Genomic DNA, 15,313 nt, shown 5'->3' with positions numbered 1-15,313 from the left:
CTGTCACGCAGAGTACGACGCCGGATTATGTCGCGATTTTAATGGCTGTTTTCACCAGACGCCTCTCGGCGTCTGGCTACTACGGTGGTTAGCCTGCGAGGGCGGGCTAACCCGACTTATTGCCCATAATAGGCGTTCTTGCCGTGCTTGCGCAGATAGTGTTTATCCAGCAACTCTTGCTGCATGCTGCCGATACCCGGCATCAGCTGGCGTGAAAAAATCCCCATATAGGCAATTTCTTCCAGCACCACCGCATTGTGCACCGCGTTGTGCGGATCCTTGCCCCAGGCGAACGGGCCATGTGCATTCACCAGCACCGCCGGAATGGCGTTGGGGCTGATGCCGCGCCGGCGGAAGGTGTCGATAATCACCTTGCCGGTCTCCAGCTCATAGTCATGTTCAATCTCCTGCTCGGTCATCAGCCGGGTGCAGGGGACGGCGCCGTAGAAGTAGTCGGCGTGGGTGGTGCCCCAGGCGGGGATGTCCAGCCCGGCCTGCGCCCAGATGGTGGCGTGACGCGAATGGGTGTGTACGATACCGCCGATATCGGCGAATTCACGGTACAGCGCCAGGTGGGTGGCGGTATCTGAAGACGGCTTCTTGGTTCCCTCGACGGTGCGGCCGCTAGCGAGATCTACCACCACCATATCCTCGGCTGCCATATGCTCGTATTCCACGCCGGAAGGCTTGATCACCACCAGCCCGCGCTCGCGGTCCACCGCGCTGACATTACCCCAGGTGAAAGTCACCAGATTGTGGCGGGGCAGGTCGAGGTTGGCTTCCAGCACCTGTTGTTTAAGCTGCGGCAGAGTTAGCATGTCATTCCCCCTTGTTGCATTTTCTGTTCGATCCAGCGGCGTGCCTGAACAATCTCGGCCACCGGCTCCTCGGCTTTTTCGGTCCACATTTCGATCAGGAAAGCGCCGCGGTAGTTAAGCTGTTTCAGCGTGCGGAACACGGCGACAAAATCCACGCAGCCTTCGCCAAAGGGCACGTCGCGGAACTGCCCCGGCGAACTTTCGGTGACCGGATAGGTGTCTTTCAGGTGGATGGCGGCAATGCGATCAATGCCCAGCGCCAGCTCCTGCGCCACATCGTTGCCCCAGGCACTGAGGTTGCCGACGTCCGGATACACGGTGAACCATGGCGATGCCAGACAAGCGTCCCAGGCCTTCCATTTGCTGATGGAGTTCATAAAGGCGGTGTCCATGATTTCCACCGCCAGCATCACCTGGGCGGCGGCGGCACGCTCGACCGCCCATTGCATGCCCTCGGTAAAGCGCGCCAGAGTGCTGTCGTCCTGCTGTTCGTAATAGACGTCATACCCGGCGAGCTGAATGGTGCGGATACCGACGTCTTTCGCCAACTGAATGGCCTGTTCCATCACCTCGAAGGCGCGCTGGCGCAACTCATCATCATGACTGCCGAACGGGAAACGGCGATGGCCCGACAGGCACATTGACGGGATACTGATGCCGGTTTCCAGCATGGCGCTGACCAGCGACAGCCGCTGCTCCTTGCTCCAACTCAGACGTGCCAGCCGCTCGTCGCTTTCATCCACCGACATCTCGACAAAATCGAAACCGCAGGCTTTGGCCAGCGCCAGCCGCTCGGGCCAGGTCAGGTGTTTCGGCAACGCTTTTTCATAAATTCCCAACGGGTGCTGGCGCATATCAACCTCTCCAGATGTCATCAATGGCGGAACGGAACTGACCGGCGGCGGCCAGCGGATCGGCAGCCTCCGCCAGCGCCCGACCGACGATAAAGGCGGTCACGGCGATATCTTTGAACAGCGGTAAATCGGCCGGTGTGATACCGCCGGTGACCGACAGCTCGATACCCAGATCCGACAGCGCTTTCATCAGATCCAGATCTTGCCGCCCCCAGGTTTGCCCGCTGGCCTGAGCGTCGCGGCCACGGTGGTAGATCGCCTGGCGGATGCCGAGCTCGCGCCATTGTCTGGCGTCGTCCAGCGTCCAGCGGCCGAACAGCTCAATCTGAATGTCCCCCTGATGCTGATGCGCCACTTCCAGTGCGCCGGCCATGGTGGCCAGCGGTGCGGCGCAGATCACCGTCATCCAGTCGGCACCGTGGCCGAAGGCCTGTTGCGCCAGGGTGCCACCGGCATCGGCCACTTTCAGGTCAGCCACCAACGTATGCTGCGGGCAGCGCTCACGCAGTGCGCTCACCGCCTGGATACCGGCGCTGATACATAAAATGGTGCCGGCTTCGATGATGTCGACGTGTGATTGCAGGCGTTCTGCCGTTTGCAGGGCGGCCTCCAGCCGGGTATGGTCGAGCGCCAGTTGCAGGCGCGGTTTATTGCTCATGGAACCTCCTGGTGGCCGGATTGCAGCCCTTGCAACGCCGCAATCAGCGCCTGATAACCTTGATGTTTTCGAGCGTAGGCTTCACCGGCTGCGGTGTCCGGCAGCACCCGTTCGATGCGCGGTGCCAGCGCCAACTGGGCGGCGGTGAAATCATGGAATGCGCCGCTACCGACCATGGCCGCCATCGCGGCACCCAAGCAGCCGGTTTCCTCTACCTGCGGCAGTTCCACCGGCAGGCTGCTGACGTCGGCGAACATCTGCATCCAGGGTGCCGATTTGGCGGGGCCGCCGGTGACGCGCAACGCTTTAGCCGCCGGGAAGCGTTGCCGCATGCGGTTAAGGTGGGTCATATGACAGAACACCACGCCTTCGTAGATCGCCTGCACCAGATGTTCGCGCTGGTGGAAGGCCTGTAGGCCGTGGAAGCTGGCGTTCAGCCCCAGACCGGCGTTGGAGCCATACAGGAAGGGGGCGAACAGCAGGCTGCCGGCGGCCTTGGGCAGCGCGGCGACCCAGTCATTGAGTTGGGCGTAGTCGCTCAGCCCCCATTGGCGGCAGAACCATTCCAGGTTGGCGGCTGAGGTGGGGCTGGCTTCGTGCACGATGTATTTCCCCGCCTCGGCGTGGCGGCCATAGACAAAGGGATGGTCGAAACCTTCGGTGATGCTGTCGGTGATGCCGCTGGTGACCGACCAGGTGCCCATCACCGCATTAAGCCGCGTCTCATCCTGCAACCCGGCGCACAGCGCGGTGGAGACCACGTCAAACAACCCGCCAACCACCGGCGTTCCCGGCAATAATCCGGTAGCCTCGGCGGCTGCGGCGTTCACCCGCCCGGCGATCTCGGCGGAGCCAACGATCGGCGGCAGGGCGTGCATGATGTCGCCGATGCCTAACAGTTGCGCCAACGCCGGGTCATAGCGCCCGCCGCTCATCTGGTACAGATTGGATTCGGAGATATTGGTTTCTTCGCAGGCCAGCTCGCCGGTCAGGCAGTAACGCAGGTAATCGTGCGCCATCAGCACGCTGCCAATCCGGCGGTAGCGTTCCGGCTGGTGCTGTTTGACCCAGCGCAGTAGCGAGACCGGATGGCCGGTCCACAACGTTTGCCGCGTCTGTGGGTACAATGCCTGCGGCACGCCCTGTTTCTGCCACTCTTGCACCTGCGCCAATGCGCGCTGGTCGGAAGACAGCATGGCGTTACCCAACGGTTGGCCTTGCTCGTCTAACAAAAATGCGCCTTTACCCTGCGCCGAGATGCCGATGGCCTGAATATCAGCGGCGGCAATGTCGTTGCGGGCCAGCAATTCGCGGATCACCTCGGCGGCGGTCTGCCACAGCGCGGGCATATCACGTTCCGCCCAGCCGGGTTGCTGCGCGATAATGTCCAGCGTACGGCGGGCTATGCCCAGTTCTGTGCCATTCCGGTCATACAGGCCGGCTTTGATAAAGGTGCCGCCGCAGTCCAGCCCCAGCCAATAGTCCATTATTCGGCCCCCGCTTTTTGGTCGCATCTGTTCGGCAGCATCAACGCCAGCACCGAGGCGATGGCCAGCGACACCGCGAGGCTGTAAACGCCGACGTCTTTGCTGAACAAGGTGATCAACACGCCGACCATATAGGGGCCGCAGAAACCGCCGAGGTTGCCCAACGCATTGATCACGCCGCGCGCGCCGCCGGCTACTTCGGCGTTAAACAGCTTGGGCGGAATGGTCCAGAACACCCCGGCGGCGGCCTGGATAAAGACGCCGCAGCCCACCAGCGCCGCGTAAGACCACCAGATGTGATCCTTCAGCAGCACCGACAGCGCCATGCAGATGGCAAAGCAGGCCAGCGGCAGTGCGACGAACACTTTGCGCTTGCCGGTGCGATCGGAGAGGGTGGAAATGATCAGCATGCCGAAGATGGCGCCGATATAGGGCAGGATAGCCAGCATCCCGACCTGCTCCATATTGCCGTTGGTGAGTCCCTTGAGAATGGTCGGCAGCCACAGGGTGTAGCCGTAAATCCCGGTCTGGTAGAAGAAGTTCACCAGAATCAACTGCCACATGATTTTGTCGCCCAGCACCCGACGCAGCGAGGCGTTGCGCACTGTTTTGCCTTTGATCAGCAACTGTTCGTCGTGCAGCGTTTTGATCAGATAATCTTTTTCCGCCTGCGAAATCCATTTGGCCTCTTGTGGACGGTTGCTGATGGTGAAATACCACAGCACCATCACGACCAGCGACAGCGCGCCCTCGACCAGGAACAGCATGCGCCAATCCCAGGCGGTGATGATCCAGCCGGACAGCGGTGCGGTGAGGATGCCGGCGATCGGGACGAACATGATGACGATGGCGTTGGCGCGGCCGCGTTCCTTGTCCGGGAACCAGTTGCTGATCATGGTCAGCACCACCGGCAGCATGCCGCCTTCGGAAACGCCGAGGGCGAAGCGCAGGAACAGCAATTGATACTGGTTAGTGACCAGCCCGGTCAGCACGGAAATCACCGCCCAGGCCAACAGCGACCAGCCGATGAATTTCTTGCCGTTGCCGTACACCGCCAGCTTGCCGCCCGGCACTTGCAGGAACAGATAACCGATAAAGAAGATGCCGCCGGCCAACCCGGCCATCGAGGCGGTGATACCCAGTTCATCGTCCATGCCGCCGGGCATGGCGAAGGCGATGTTTACCCGGTCCATATAGGAAATAATGCAGGTAATAAGAATAGGCGGCACTATTCTCAACCAGCGTAATTTGGGGATCGCCTGGCTTTGGGTGACAGAAACAGAGGCTGTATTCATATATACACCTGTAGAGTCATTTAGTGGTGTTAAGGCGTAGGGGCGCCCACACAGGCCCGCAGGCCCGTGCTATTGGTGGTTATAAAGTCAGCGTTGCTTATTGGGCGTTAAATAACGCCAGCGGTATTTTCACTACCACTTTGCGAATAGCGCAGGGCCGTTGATGAATACAGGCCGGGCGATGAACGTCCTGCGGAAAAAATACCGCGAAATTGCCGGGGCGCATTGTGAGCCAGGATTCGTCCGCGACGTCCTGATAAAAAATGATGTCGCGCTGCGCCAGCAATTCCTGATGGACCGGGTTATCGCCGCGATCGGCCGCTACGCCGATCAATTCGGTGCCGCTGACCAGAAACTGTACGTCTACGTTCTTACGGTGTACTTCGGGCCGCAGTTCGTCCGGCGGTTGAGTGTGCAGATCCAGCACTTGCACCACGAAACCCGTGGCGGGATCTTCATAACGCCCGGCGGGCAGGGCGCTGAAATCGGTATTCTGCAAATAGGCGACGGCGTTGGCGACCGGCGCAGGGTACTGTTCGGGAGCCGTATTGGCGATATGACCGAATATCATGGCGGTTCTCCTGTTACAGCGCCTGAATGCGCGCCCAGACGCGTTCATCGACCGGAATGCCGTCGCGCATGTTTTCCGCCTGGATGCGCGGGAATTTATGGCCCGGCAGGCGAATGGCAACTTCCGGGTTATCGCGCTCGGCGCTGGTGATGTAATCCATGATCCGTTGCAGCTTTTCGTCACGGGTATTGCCGTCGATCAGGCGCTCGATCTCAATGGCGATAAACACCTGGGATACTCCGTACTCATCGCGGTTGTCTTCGGTGACCTCCGCCACCGAGGATCCGCCGGACAACAGGGTGGCGATCATATCCAGCACAATCGACAGCGCCGATCCTTTCCAGTAACCCATTGGTAAAATGCGGCGGTTCTCTTCAATGGTGGCCGGATCTCGCGTCAACTGGCCGTCGTTGTCGAAGCCGCCGTCTACCGGCAGCGTTTTGCCGGCCAGCCGGTTCAGCTCCAGCGCGCCGTAGGAAAACATCGACATCGACATATCCACCATGGTGATTGGGTTGCCCGGCACCGCGACGATCAGCGGATTGGTGCCGATGCGGCACTCTTTGGATCCCCACGGCGGCATCACGGCTGCCGAGTTGGTCCAGCAGATGCCGATATAGCCTTTCTCCGCCGCCTGCCAGCCGTAACCGCCGCCGCGCATCCAGTGATTGGCGTTGCGCAGCGCCACCAGGCCGATACCGTGGCTATCGGCCAGTTGCATGGCGCGATCCATCATGTTGCGGGCGGTGAGGTTGCCGATGCCCTGATGGGCGTCCCACTGTTCGATTGCGCCCAGCGACAGCAGCTTGCTGGGTTCGGCGTCCGGCACGATATCGCCTGCGTCGAGCTGCTGAATAAAGCGCGGAAATCGGTTAACGCCGTGGGAGTAAACGCCGCTGGCCGAGGTGTCGGCGAACATGCCGGCGCAGTCGTCAGCGGTGGCTTCTGCCACGCCCCGCGACAGCAGTACGCGTTTGAATTGCTGTTTCAGATCGGTGTAACTCACTCTCATGCGGGCTCTCCGTTACGGCGTATTTGTGTGTTTTACGCTCGTTAAATTTCAATATACGAAATTACATTTCAAATAAATGCTATACCTGCGGCTGAGTGAAGTCAAAGTAAGCAAAGAGAAAGTTATTTATATAAAACAGTAGGTTAAATTAATCTGGTGGTTTTGTGATCGGCGGCACATTTTGGGCCATTGACGTGCTTCAGACGTGACGAAGCAGAGCGGAACAGGCCCGCTCTGCGTTCACTTTTCCTGTCAGTTATCCCTGGGTATTCAACACCCTGCGGTATAACGAGGTGGTGGCGGTAATGTACAGCTCGTTGCCGTCCGGCCCGCCGAAGGTACAATTGGAGACGCGTTCCGGCACGTCGATTTTACCCCGCTGTTTCCCCTGGCTGTCGAAGATCAGCACGCCATCGGCGCAACTGCAAAACAGGTTGCCGGCCCTGTCTACGCAGAAGCCATCCGGGAAGCCGGGGGTGACGGTGGCGAAACGCCGGCCACGGCTCAACTCACGCCCATCGACCTGATACACCCGCAATTCGCTGCGGCCGAGGATCGGGAAATCGACGACCGACATATCCGCCACGTACAGCAGCGACTCATCCGGTGAAAAGGCCAGACCGTTCGGGCGCTGCAGATCGCAGGCGGCAATGTTCAACGAACCGTCGCGCGGGTCAAAGCAGTAGAGATAGCAGCCGATCACCTGGCTTTCCGACTTGTAGCCTTCTTCGTCGCCGGTAATGCCGTAGGGCGGATCGGTGAACCAAATCGTACCGTCAGAGCGCACCGCCACGTCGTTGGGTGAATTGAAACGCTTGCCGTCAACGCGTTCGATCAGCATGTGCACTTCACCGCTGCTTTCAGTGCGGGAGATGCCGCGGCGTCCGTGCTCGCAGCTGACCACCCGCCCTTCGGCATCGCGGGCATTGCCGTTGGCGTAGTGCGAAGGGGAGCGCCACAGGCTCAGCTCCCCCTGCCGTGACCAGCGGAACATGCGGTTGCCTTTCACATCGCTGAACACCACCGCATCCTGTTGCGGCAGCCACACCGGTCCTTCAGCCCAGATGGCCGGTGAACACAGGCGCTCAAGCTGATGGTCCGCCATCAGTCCGTTCATACCGACCTCCGCTTACTTCACGCCCCAAATGGTTTTGTAGTGGCCCTGATAATCATTTTGCGGGTCATACAGGTTGTTGCTGCCACCGTCGGCGGCGATGTTGTCGCGCGTCACCAGGTGCGCCGGTGTGACATAGCCGGAAGGTGGCTGCTTGGCGAAGGCGCGGTTGAACTCATCCAGCAGTTGCCAGCCGTGTAGTTTCAGCGGTTCGGGCACCGTGGCAGACTGGCTGTCGCCGGAACGGATGCGCTGGTAGGCGGAAATGGATCCGTCGCCGGCGGAGATGTTATAAGGCGCGTTCTTGCCGCCTTTGCCTGCGGTTTTCAGCGCAGGCGCCATGAAATCAAAGTACAAATCGTTGATCGCCAGTGCGTACTGGAATTTATCGCCGTATTTCTGCAACAGGCTGAAGGTCATGGACGGCATGCGGTTGGAGGTGTCCGACAGCGGGGTGTCGATAAATTCCACCACTTTGCAGCCACTGCATTTGCCGATTTCTTCTTTCATCACGTTGGCCTTGTCCAGCGCGATTTGATAGAGAGAATCGGTAAAAATCAGCACGCTGGCCTTGCCGCCGGATTGCACCACCGCGTATTGGGCGGCGATGCGTGCCACTTCGTTGGAATCTGAGGTGACGTTATAGAACACGTTGTATTTGGCGATCGGTCCCGGCTCCGGCACCGCGTGCCACGCGGTCAGCACTATGCCTTGCTGGATGGCCTTCTTCAGCGGGATCTTGGCTACGTTCGGGTTCCAGCCACCGATCACGATGCCGTTCGGTTTCTGGGCGATCGCCTGATTGAGCGAAGCCAACTGGTCTTTCACCGAGCCGCCGCCGTCCAACGTTTCCAGCTTCCAGCCGGCGGCTTTCGCCGCTTCGCTCAGCCCTTCTTGCACGCCCTGCACGCCGCCGTTTTTCATGTCTGAAGCGATAAAGATGATTTTCTTGTTGGCCTGCAACTGCGGGCCGCTGGTCGGCCCGTCCCACTGGGTGACGCTGGCGGTGGCCTTGGCGACCGCCGCCGTGGCCTGATCGAGATAGGCGTCGGCCCAGGCGGGTGAGGTGGCGCTGGCCAGCAGCAGGGTAGTCGGTAAGATCCAAAGACGTTTCATTGGGTGAGCTCCTGGTTAAGGATTGATCGCTTTTTGGTTATTGTTATCCGCCGTAACGGCCGGGCTGCGTTGTACCGCTTTTTGATTGAGTAGCCGGCGGCGCTGGGCATAGCCCGCCAGGGTGATCGACAGCAGCAGCGTCGCGCCGTTGAACAGTGGCTCGACCCAGAATTCGCCGCCGAACTGCTGAATACCGGCGATGCCGATAGCCAGAATGGCGATGCCGACCACGGTGCCCCAGACGTTCACCCGGCCGGGGCGAATGGTGGTGCTGCCAAGGAAGGCGCCGACCAGTGCCGGCAGCAGGTAGTCCATGCCGACGCTGGCCTGGCCGACACCCTGTTCGGCGGCGATCAGTACGCCGCTGAAGCCGGTCAACACGCTGGAGGCAATAAAGGCGCCGACAGTAAAGCGATTGACCGAGATACCGTTTAACCGCGCCGCCGCCGGGTTGCCGCCCACTGCGTACATGCAGCGGCCCAGCGGTGTGTGTTCGGTGATCAGCCACAGCACCACGGCGACGATCAACACATAGAACGCGACGATCGGGATCCCGCCGATCTCGGTGTGGTGCAGGGCGATAAAGGCGTCCGGCAGATCGCCGACGATCTGGCGCCCGCCGGAGTGCCACAGCGCTATCGCATACAGCACGGTGCCGGAACCCAGGGTGGCAACGAAGCTGTCGATATCCGCCAGCGCCACCAGAATGCCGTTCAGCAGGCCGTACAGCGCGGAGATGACCAATACCGTCAGCACCGCCATCTGCCACGAGAAGCCGTATTCCACCTGCAGGGTGATGGCCAGGATATGCCACAGCACGATGCCGAAGCCGACGTTAAGGTCAATTTTGCCGACGATCATCGGAATGGTCGCCGCCAGCGCCAGCAGGGCGATCTTGGATTTGCTGGAGAGAATCGCCTGCACCGTCAACATCGAGGCGAATGACGGCGCGATCAGTGAAAACAGGACAACCAGCGCAACGCACAGCAGCAGCAGGCCGTAGCGGGTGAGAGCCTGCATCAGCCACGGCCCGATGCCGTCTTGCGACAGGCTGACCCTTTGCTCAAGTGCCGTTGATTTAACAGATGTTTTAGACATTACCCACCTCAGATTCTAACGTTGTTGCGAGGGTTTCCCCGGCGCTGGCGGAGGCCAGTTCCAATAAATTGGCGAATGACACCTGCTGATTTTTCAGCTCGCCGACCACTTTTCCCCGGTTAAACACCAGAGCGCGGTTACAGATATGGGCGATCTCCTCAAAATCGTTGGAGACAACCAATACCGCCACGCCTTCTGCCAGGGATTTATTTAAGAGATGATAAATTTCCGCCCGTGCGCCGACGTCCACGCCGGCGGTGGGATCTTCCAGGATCAGCAGCGGTGCGCCCAGGTGCATCCAACGCGCCATCACCACCTTCTGCTGGTTGCCGCCGGACAGGGCGCTGATATCGATGTTGACGTCCTTGGGCCGTACATCGAACAGCTGGACTTTCCACCAACTGGCGCCTATCTCCGCGCGGCGGCTGTAGCGCGAAAGCAGTTTGTGGCCGGAGGCCGCCGGATTGATAAACAGGTTTTCACGCACGCTCATCGACATCACCAGGCTTTCGCCGGTACGATCGCCTGCCACCAATGAGACGCCGCAGGCCATTGCCTGTTGCGGGTTGCCGGCCGTATAGGGCTGGTCACGAAAACGGATCTCGCCGCCGTCGGCCTGGCGCAGACCGAACAGCAGCCGGCCGATCTCCTCTTGTCCGGCACCGCGCAGACCGGCCAGCGCCAGCATTTCGCCAGGTTGCAGGCTGAAACTGACCGGGCCGATATCGCCCACCACTACGTTATTGAGCTGCAATACCGGCGGCTGGTGTTCCGGCAGCGGCTCGCGCTGATCGTCGGCCATGGCTTCTCCAACGATCATCTGCACCAGATCGCGCAGTGTGTAGTCGGCGGTATTGCCACCGGCCACGTAGCGTCCGTCGCGCATTACGCACACCCGGTCGGCAATCTCGATCACTTCATCCAGCCGGTGAGTGACGTAAATCATGCCGACTTTTTTGGCGCGCAGCCGGTTGATGACCGCGAACAGATGGCGCACGTCGTTGGCGGGCAGCGAGGCGGTGGGTTCATCCAGCACCAGCAATTCGGCATTGACCGCCACCGCCCGGGCGATCGCCAGCAGTGATTTTTCGGTGCGCGACAGTTCGAAAACCCTGGCATCGGGATCCAGCGCAATGCCGACGTCCTGCAACGCCTGAACGGCGCGGTGGCGGATGGCGCGCCAGTTGATCAAGCCAAAACGGCGCGGGAAGCCCATCACCAGCGCCATGTTCTCCGCTACCGTCATCCATTCGATCAGCCCGAGATCCTGATGAATAAAGGCAATAGGCTGGCGGCTGTCACTTTTTATCGCCGCAGCTGAGGCTATGCTGGCTCCCTGAAACTGAATGTCGCCGCCGTCACGCGGGTAAACCCCCGCCAGCACCTTGATCAGCGTCGATTTGCCTGCGCCGTTCTCACCCAGCAGGGCCAGTACCTCGCCCGGCATTACTTGCAGACTGACGTCATTGACCGCCACGTTGCCGCCAAAACGCTTGACGATATGGCTGAGGGTGAGAATGGGTTGTTCCGCATTGTCTGGTGTCATGTGATGCGCCCCTGGTGTCCGGCATGCGCGATCGGCGCAATGCAAAATGGGTGAACTTCTGGTTGTTATATCGCCTTTAAATTTCACTATGCGAAATTCAATTTCAAAAATAATATGCCGATCGTTGATCTAAAGCAAAGCCAGAGGCATTTTAATTATTGTTTTAAAACAATGTGTTATTTGTCTCTTTGCGGAATTGTGACGGACAACTCACTTCAGGGGTTACCCGATTGTTGCGCATTTTCGACCTGCTGCTGACAATGAAACGGCGTTCCGTCTTCACCTGATGCGGGCCTTGGGGTAACATTCCCGACAAAAGGTCCGCTTGCCACTCCGTGGCGTTGGCCGGCGGCTAGACACTGGAGAAATTGCGCTATGAGCCTGAAAGCTGTCGACGAGAAAGATGACAAGAAAGATAAACCCCTGGGCAGCCAAAGCCTGTTCCGTGGTTTGCAACTGATCGAGATCCTGAGCAATTTCCCTAATGGCTGCCCGCTGGCGCACCTGTCCGAGCTGGCGGGAATGAACAAAAGCACTGTCCATCGTCTGTTGCAGGGATTGCATACCAGCGGCTATGTGACTCAGGCGCCGTCGCCTGGCAGCTATCGCCTGACCACCAAATTTATTTCCATCGGCCAGAAGGCGCTTTCTTCGCTGAATATCATCCACGTTGCTGCGCCGCATCTGGAACAGCTGAATCTGGAAGTGGGGGAGACGGTGAATTTCTCCAGCCGGGAAGATGACCACGTCATTCTGATCTACAAACTGGAGCCGACCACCGGCATGATGCGTACCCGTGCCTATATCGGTCAGCATATGCCGCTGTACTGCTCGGCGATGGGCAAGATTTTCATGGCCTACGGCAACAACGACTATCCCGAACACTATTGGCAAACCCATCAGCAAGAGATTCAGACGTTAACGCGCAATACCATTACCGAGTTGCCGAAGATGTATGAGGAGTTGGCCGATATTCGCAAGCAGGGCATGGCGATGGATCGTGAAGAGAATGAGCTGGGCGTGTCCTGCGTGGCGGCGCCGGTATTTGATATTCAGCAGCGGGTTCCCTATGCGGTGTCGGTGTCGCTGCCGACCGCCAAACTGCAACAGATTGGCGTGAAGGCCCTGATCAAGCCGGTGTTGGCGACGGCACAGCGCATTTCCCAGGAATTGGGGTTTGTGATCCCGGCTTGAATATTAGTATTTCTGATAGTTGATTAGAAATATCAATTTCACCTAATAATTCCTTCCTCGTATGATGCGCGTGTTGACCGACACGCGCCCCCGAACGGCGCTTTTTTCTCTGTGAGGAACACCATGCTAGCTGTCTTTCTGCAGGGCTTCGCCTTGAGCGCCGCGATGATCTTGCCGCTTGGCCCGCAAAACGTCTTTGTGATGAATCAGGGCATTCGCCGTCAGTACCATTTGATGATCGCGTCGCTGTGCGCATTGAGCGATATCGTGTTGATCTGCGCCGGTATTTTCGGCGGTAGCGCCTTGCTGAGCCGTTCGCCGTTGTTGCTGGCGGTCGTCACCTGGGGGGGCGTAGCCTTCTTGCTGTGGTACGGCTGGGGCGCATTTCGCACGGCGTTCAGCCGACGGTTGGCCTTGGTGACGGCAGAGGAATTGAAACAGAGCCGCTGGCGTCTGGTGGTCACCATGCTGGCCGTGACCTGGCTGAATCCGCATGTTTATCTGGATACCTTTGTGGTGTTGGGCAGCCTGGGTGGCCAACTGACGCCGGATGTGCGCTCCTGGTTTGCGCTGGGTGCGGTGAGCGCCTCCATCGTCTGGTTCTTCGCGCTGGCGTTGTTGGCTTCCTGGCTGGCGCCGTGGCTGAAAACCCAACTGGCGCAGCGCATTATCAATACGCTGGTGGGGCTGGTGATGTGGGCCATCGCAGGGCAATTGGCCTGGCAGGGTGCAAATTTATAAGAATTTGTCACTAATCCGAATTTAAAAACCCGCGCGATATGCTACGTTTTATGCCAAGGAACCGGCTGTCAGGCCGGTAATCAGTTACAGCCTGTCATCAAGGAGACACTGTGAAGCTTAAAGCATTGGCTATGGCCGCAATGGTTGGATTAGGGACGCTGCCTCTGGCGCTGCAGGCTGCGGAGTTGCCGGAAGGGCCGCACGTAGTCACCTCGGGTACCTCGAGCGTAGACGCTACCCCAGATATCGCGACGTTGGCTATTGAAGTCAGCGTTTCTTCCAAAGACGCCGGGCAGGCGAAAAAGCAGGTCGACGAGCGCGTGGCGCAATATTTCGATTTCCTGCAGAAAAACAATATCGAGAAGAAAGACATCAGCGCCGCCAATCTGCGCACCCAGCCGGAATACGATTACCTGAAAACCGGCGAGTCGGTATTGAAAGGCTACCGTGCGGTACGTCAGGTGCAGGTGACCTTACGCCAACTGGATAAACTGAACGAGCTGCTGGACGGCGCGTTGAAATCCGGCCTGAACGAGATCCGTGCCGTTGAACTGGGCGTGGCGAAACCGGATGTTTACCGTGAGCAGGCGCGTCAGAAGGCGATTGAGAACGCCACCCAGCAGGCCGCTTCATTGGCGAAAGGGTTTAACGCCAAGCTGGGGCCGGTCTTCAGTATTCGTTACCACGTGGCCAACTACCAACCGATGCCGGTAGCGCGCATGTATAAATCGGCGGGTGCAGCGGCGGAAACCGATGCGGCGCAAACCTACGAACAGCAAAGCATTCACTTTGACGATCAGGTCGATGTGGTGTTCGAGTTGCAGCGCAACGCCGCTCAGTAACGGCAGGCTTGTCGCAGTAAAAAAGGTTCGCCACGGCGAACCTTTTCCATTTAATCCTGGCGCAAAACCTGGCGGCCATGCTCCAGCAGGGCGTCGGTCACTTTACGCATCATGCGGCTCTCCGGCGCGAAGCGGTGCCAGAACAGCATGCGGCGCTGGAACAGGCCTGGCGTCAGATCGATAAGCTCACCCGAATCCAGCTCTTTCTCAATTTGCAGGTGCGGGATCATACAGCAGGTGGTGCCCTGGCGCGCCAATTGCACGAAGGCTTCCGACGAGTTCACGATGTGGCAGGGCACGCTGCCCGGCGACAGATCAAAGTTCTGTTGCAAGAAAGCCTGATGCATATCGTCGAGGTGATCGAACGCCACCGCCGGCGCTTTCAGCAACGCGGAGCGCGTGACGCCGTTCGGGAAGTAGCGCTCGGCAAAGCCTTTCGAGGCGACGAACAGATAATCCAGTGCGCCCAGTTGGTCCACCAGACAGCTTGGCAGCGGCTGCGGCTGGATACTCACCGCGCCCACCACTTCACCGCGGCGCAGCCTTTCCTGGGTGCGCGTTTCGTCTTCCACCTGCAGGTTCAGGCGGATAGGGGAATCGGTCAGCACCGGTTTCAACGCGGGCAGCAGCCAGGTCGCCAGACTGTCGGCGTTGACCGCCAGCGACAATAGCAGCGGCGTATCGGCGCCGGTGTCGTTACCCAGCCACTCCTCTTCCAGCAGTTCCACCTGGTGCAACAGCGCCAGCAATTTCTGGCCCTGCTCGGTCGGGCGCGGCGGTACGGTGCGCACCAGCAGCGGCTGGCCGAACAGATTTTCCAACTGTTTAATGCGCTGGGATACCGCCGATTGGGTGATGCAAAGTTTCTGCGCGGCGCGCTCAAAGCCGCGCTCACGGATCACCGCGTCCAGCGCTTGCAGCGTTCGATAGTCTGGGCGTTTCATCGGAAAGATATCCCTTAAAGTAG

Annotated in this window: 15 protein-coding genes; 3 read left to right on the top strand and 12 right to left on the bottom strand. The window is 59.4% G+C overall.

The genetic code is table 11. The features are described from left to right. Positions 1-116: 116 nt before the first annotated feature. The 11 genes from araD to SERAS12_RS20660 all read right to left on the bottom strand — a co-directional run bounded on the left by araD (position 117) and on the right by SERAS12_RS20660 (position 11,569). On the bottom strand, positions 117-818 hold the full coding sequence (araD, locus tag SERAS12_RS20710) for an L-ribulose-5-phosphate 4-epimerase (RefSeq protein ID WP_013814415.1): 702 nt from the start codon (positions 816-818) through the stop codon (positions 117-119). Next, positions 812-1,672: an L-ribulose-5-phosphate 3-epimerase gene (locus SERAS12_RS20705; protein WP_013814414.1), complete on the bottom strand. Its 861-nt coding sequence runs from the start codon at positions 1,670-1,672 to the stop codon at positions 812-814. The genes araD and SERAS12_RS20705 overlap by 7 nt, the downstream gene beginning before the upstream one ends. Position 1,673: 1 nt before the next feature. Further along, positions 1,674-2,330, bottom strand: a complete 657-nt coding sequence (ulaD, locus tag SERAS12_RS20700) for a 3-keto-L-gulonate-6-phosphate decarboxylase UlaD (RefSeq protein ID WP_006327776.1) — start codon at positions 2,328-2,330, stop codon at positions 1,674-1,676. Then, a complete protein-coding gene (locus SERAS12_RS20695; protein WP_013814413.1) occupies positions 2,327-3,817 on the bottom strand; it encodes an FGGY-family carbohydrate kinase in 1,491 nt (496 codons plus the stop codon). Before SERAS12_RS20695 ends, ulaD begins: the two co-directional genes overlap by 4 nt. Continuing rightward, a complete protein-coding gene (locus SERAS12_RS20690; RefSeq protein WP_013814412.1) occupies positions 3,817-5,112 on the bottom strand; it encodes an MFS transporter in 1,296 nt (431 codons plus the stop codon). Before SERAS12_RS20690 ends, SERAS12_RS20695 begins: the two co-directional genes overlap by 1 nt. A gap of 97 nt (positions 5,113-5,209) precedes the next feature. Beyond that, entirely contained in the window at positions 5,210-5,683 is a 474-nt protein-coding gene (locus SERAS12_RS20685) for a YhcH/YjgK/YiaL family protein (RefSeq protein ID WP_013814411.1), read from the bottom strand. Positions 5,684-5,696: 13 nt separating this feature from the next. Next, positions 5,697-6,695 (bottom strand): 3-dehydro-L-gulonate 2-dehydrogenase, encoded by a 999-nt coding sequence (gene yiaK, locus SERAS12_RS20680; protein ID WP_013814410.1) that lies wholly within the window; start codon positions 6,693-6,695, stop codon positions 5,697-5,699. Positions 6,696-6,951: 256 nt separating this feature from the next. Then, positions 6,952-7,812: an SMP-30/gluconolactonase/LRE family protein gene (locus SERAS12_RS20675; RefSeq protein ID WP_013814409.1), complete on the bottom strand. Its 861-nt coding sequence runs from the start codon at positions 7,810-7,812 to the stop codon at positions 6,952-6,954. A gap of 12 nt (positions 7,813-7,824) precedes the next feature. Next, entirely contained in the window at positions 7,825-8,925 is a 1,101-nt protein-coding gene (locus SERAS12_RS20670) for a substrate-binding domain-containing protein (protein WP_013814408.1), read from the bottom strand. 15 nt (positions 8,926-8,940) lie between these two features. Further along, positions 8,941-10,023 (bottom strand): ABC transporter permease, encoded by a 1,083-nt coding sequence (locus tag SERAS12_RS20665; protein ID WP_013814407.1) that lies wholly within the window; start codon positions 10,021-10,023, stop codon positions 8,941-8,943. After that, positions 10,016-11,569, bottom strand: a complete 1,554-nt coding sequence (locus SERAS12_RS20660; protein ID WP_013814406.1) for a sugar ABC transporter ATP-binding protein — start codon at positions 11,567-11,569, stop codon at positions 10,016-10,018. Before SERAS12_RS20660 ends, SERAS12_RS20665 begins: the two co-directional genes overlap by 8 nt. 375 nt (positions 11,570-11,944) lie before the next feature. Here SERAS12_RS20660 and SERAS12_RS20655 point away from each other — a divergent pair, with 375 nt between their 5' ends. The 3 genes from SERAS12_RS20655 to SERAS12_RS20645 all read left to right on the top strand — a co-directional run bounded on the left by SERAS12_RS20655 (position 11,945) and on the right by SERAS12_RS20645 (position 14,346). Then, complete coding sequence (locus tag SERAS12_RS20655; RefSeq protein ID WP_013814405.1) at positions 11,945-12,763, top strand: IclR family transcriptional regulator; 819 nt, start codon at positions 11,945-11,947, stop codon at positions 12,761-12,763. A gap of 123 nt (positions 12,764-12,886) precedes the next feature. Continuing rightward, complete coding sequence (gene argO / locus SERAS12_RS20650) at positions 12,887-13,504, top strand: arginine exporter ArgO (protein ID WP_013814404.1); 618 nt, start codon at positions 12,887-12,889, stop codon at positions 13,502-13,504. Positions 13,505-13,614: 110 nt separating this feature from the next. Further along, positions 13,615-14,346, top strand: coding sequence for an oxidative stress defense protein (locus tag SERAS12_RS20645; RefSeq protein ID WP_006319489.1), 732 nt, complete (start codon positions 13,615-13,617; stop codon positions 14,344-14,346). 50 nt (positions 14,347-14,396) lie between these two features. Here SERAS12_RS20645 and SERAS12_RS20640 read toward each other — a convergent pair whose 3' ends face one another. Beyond that, on the bottom strand, positions 14,397-15,290 hold the full coding sequence (locus SERAS12_RS20640) for a LysR family transcriptional regulator ArgP (protein ID WP_006327766.1): 894 nt from the start codon (positions 15,288-15,290) through the stop codon (positions 14,397-14,399). Positions 15,291-15,313: the final 23 nt, after the last annotated feature.

Source organism: Serratia sp. AS12 (assembly GCF_000214195.1).
Classification (GTDB): Bacteria; Pseudomonadota; Gammaproteobacteria; order Enterobacterales; family Enterobacteriaceae; genus Serratia; species Serratia plymuthica.
The sequence above is the reverse complement of the archived record's forward strand: the minus strand, read 5'-3'. Positions and strand labels throughout refer to the sequence as shown.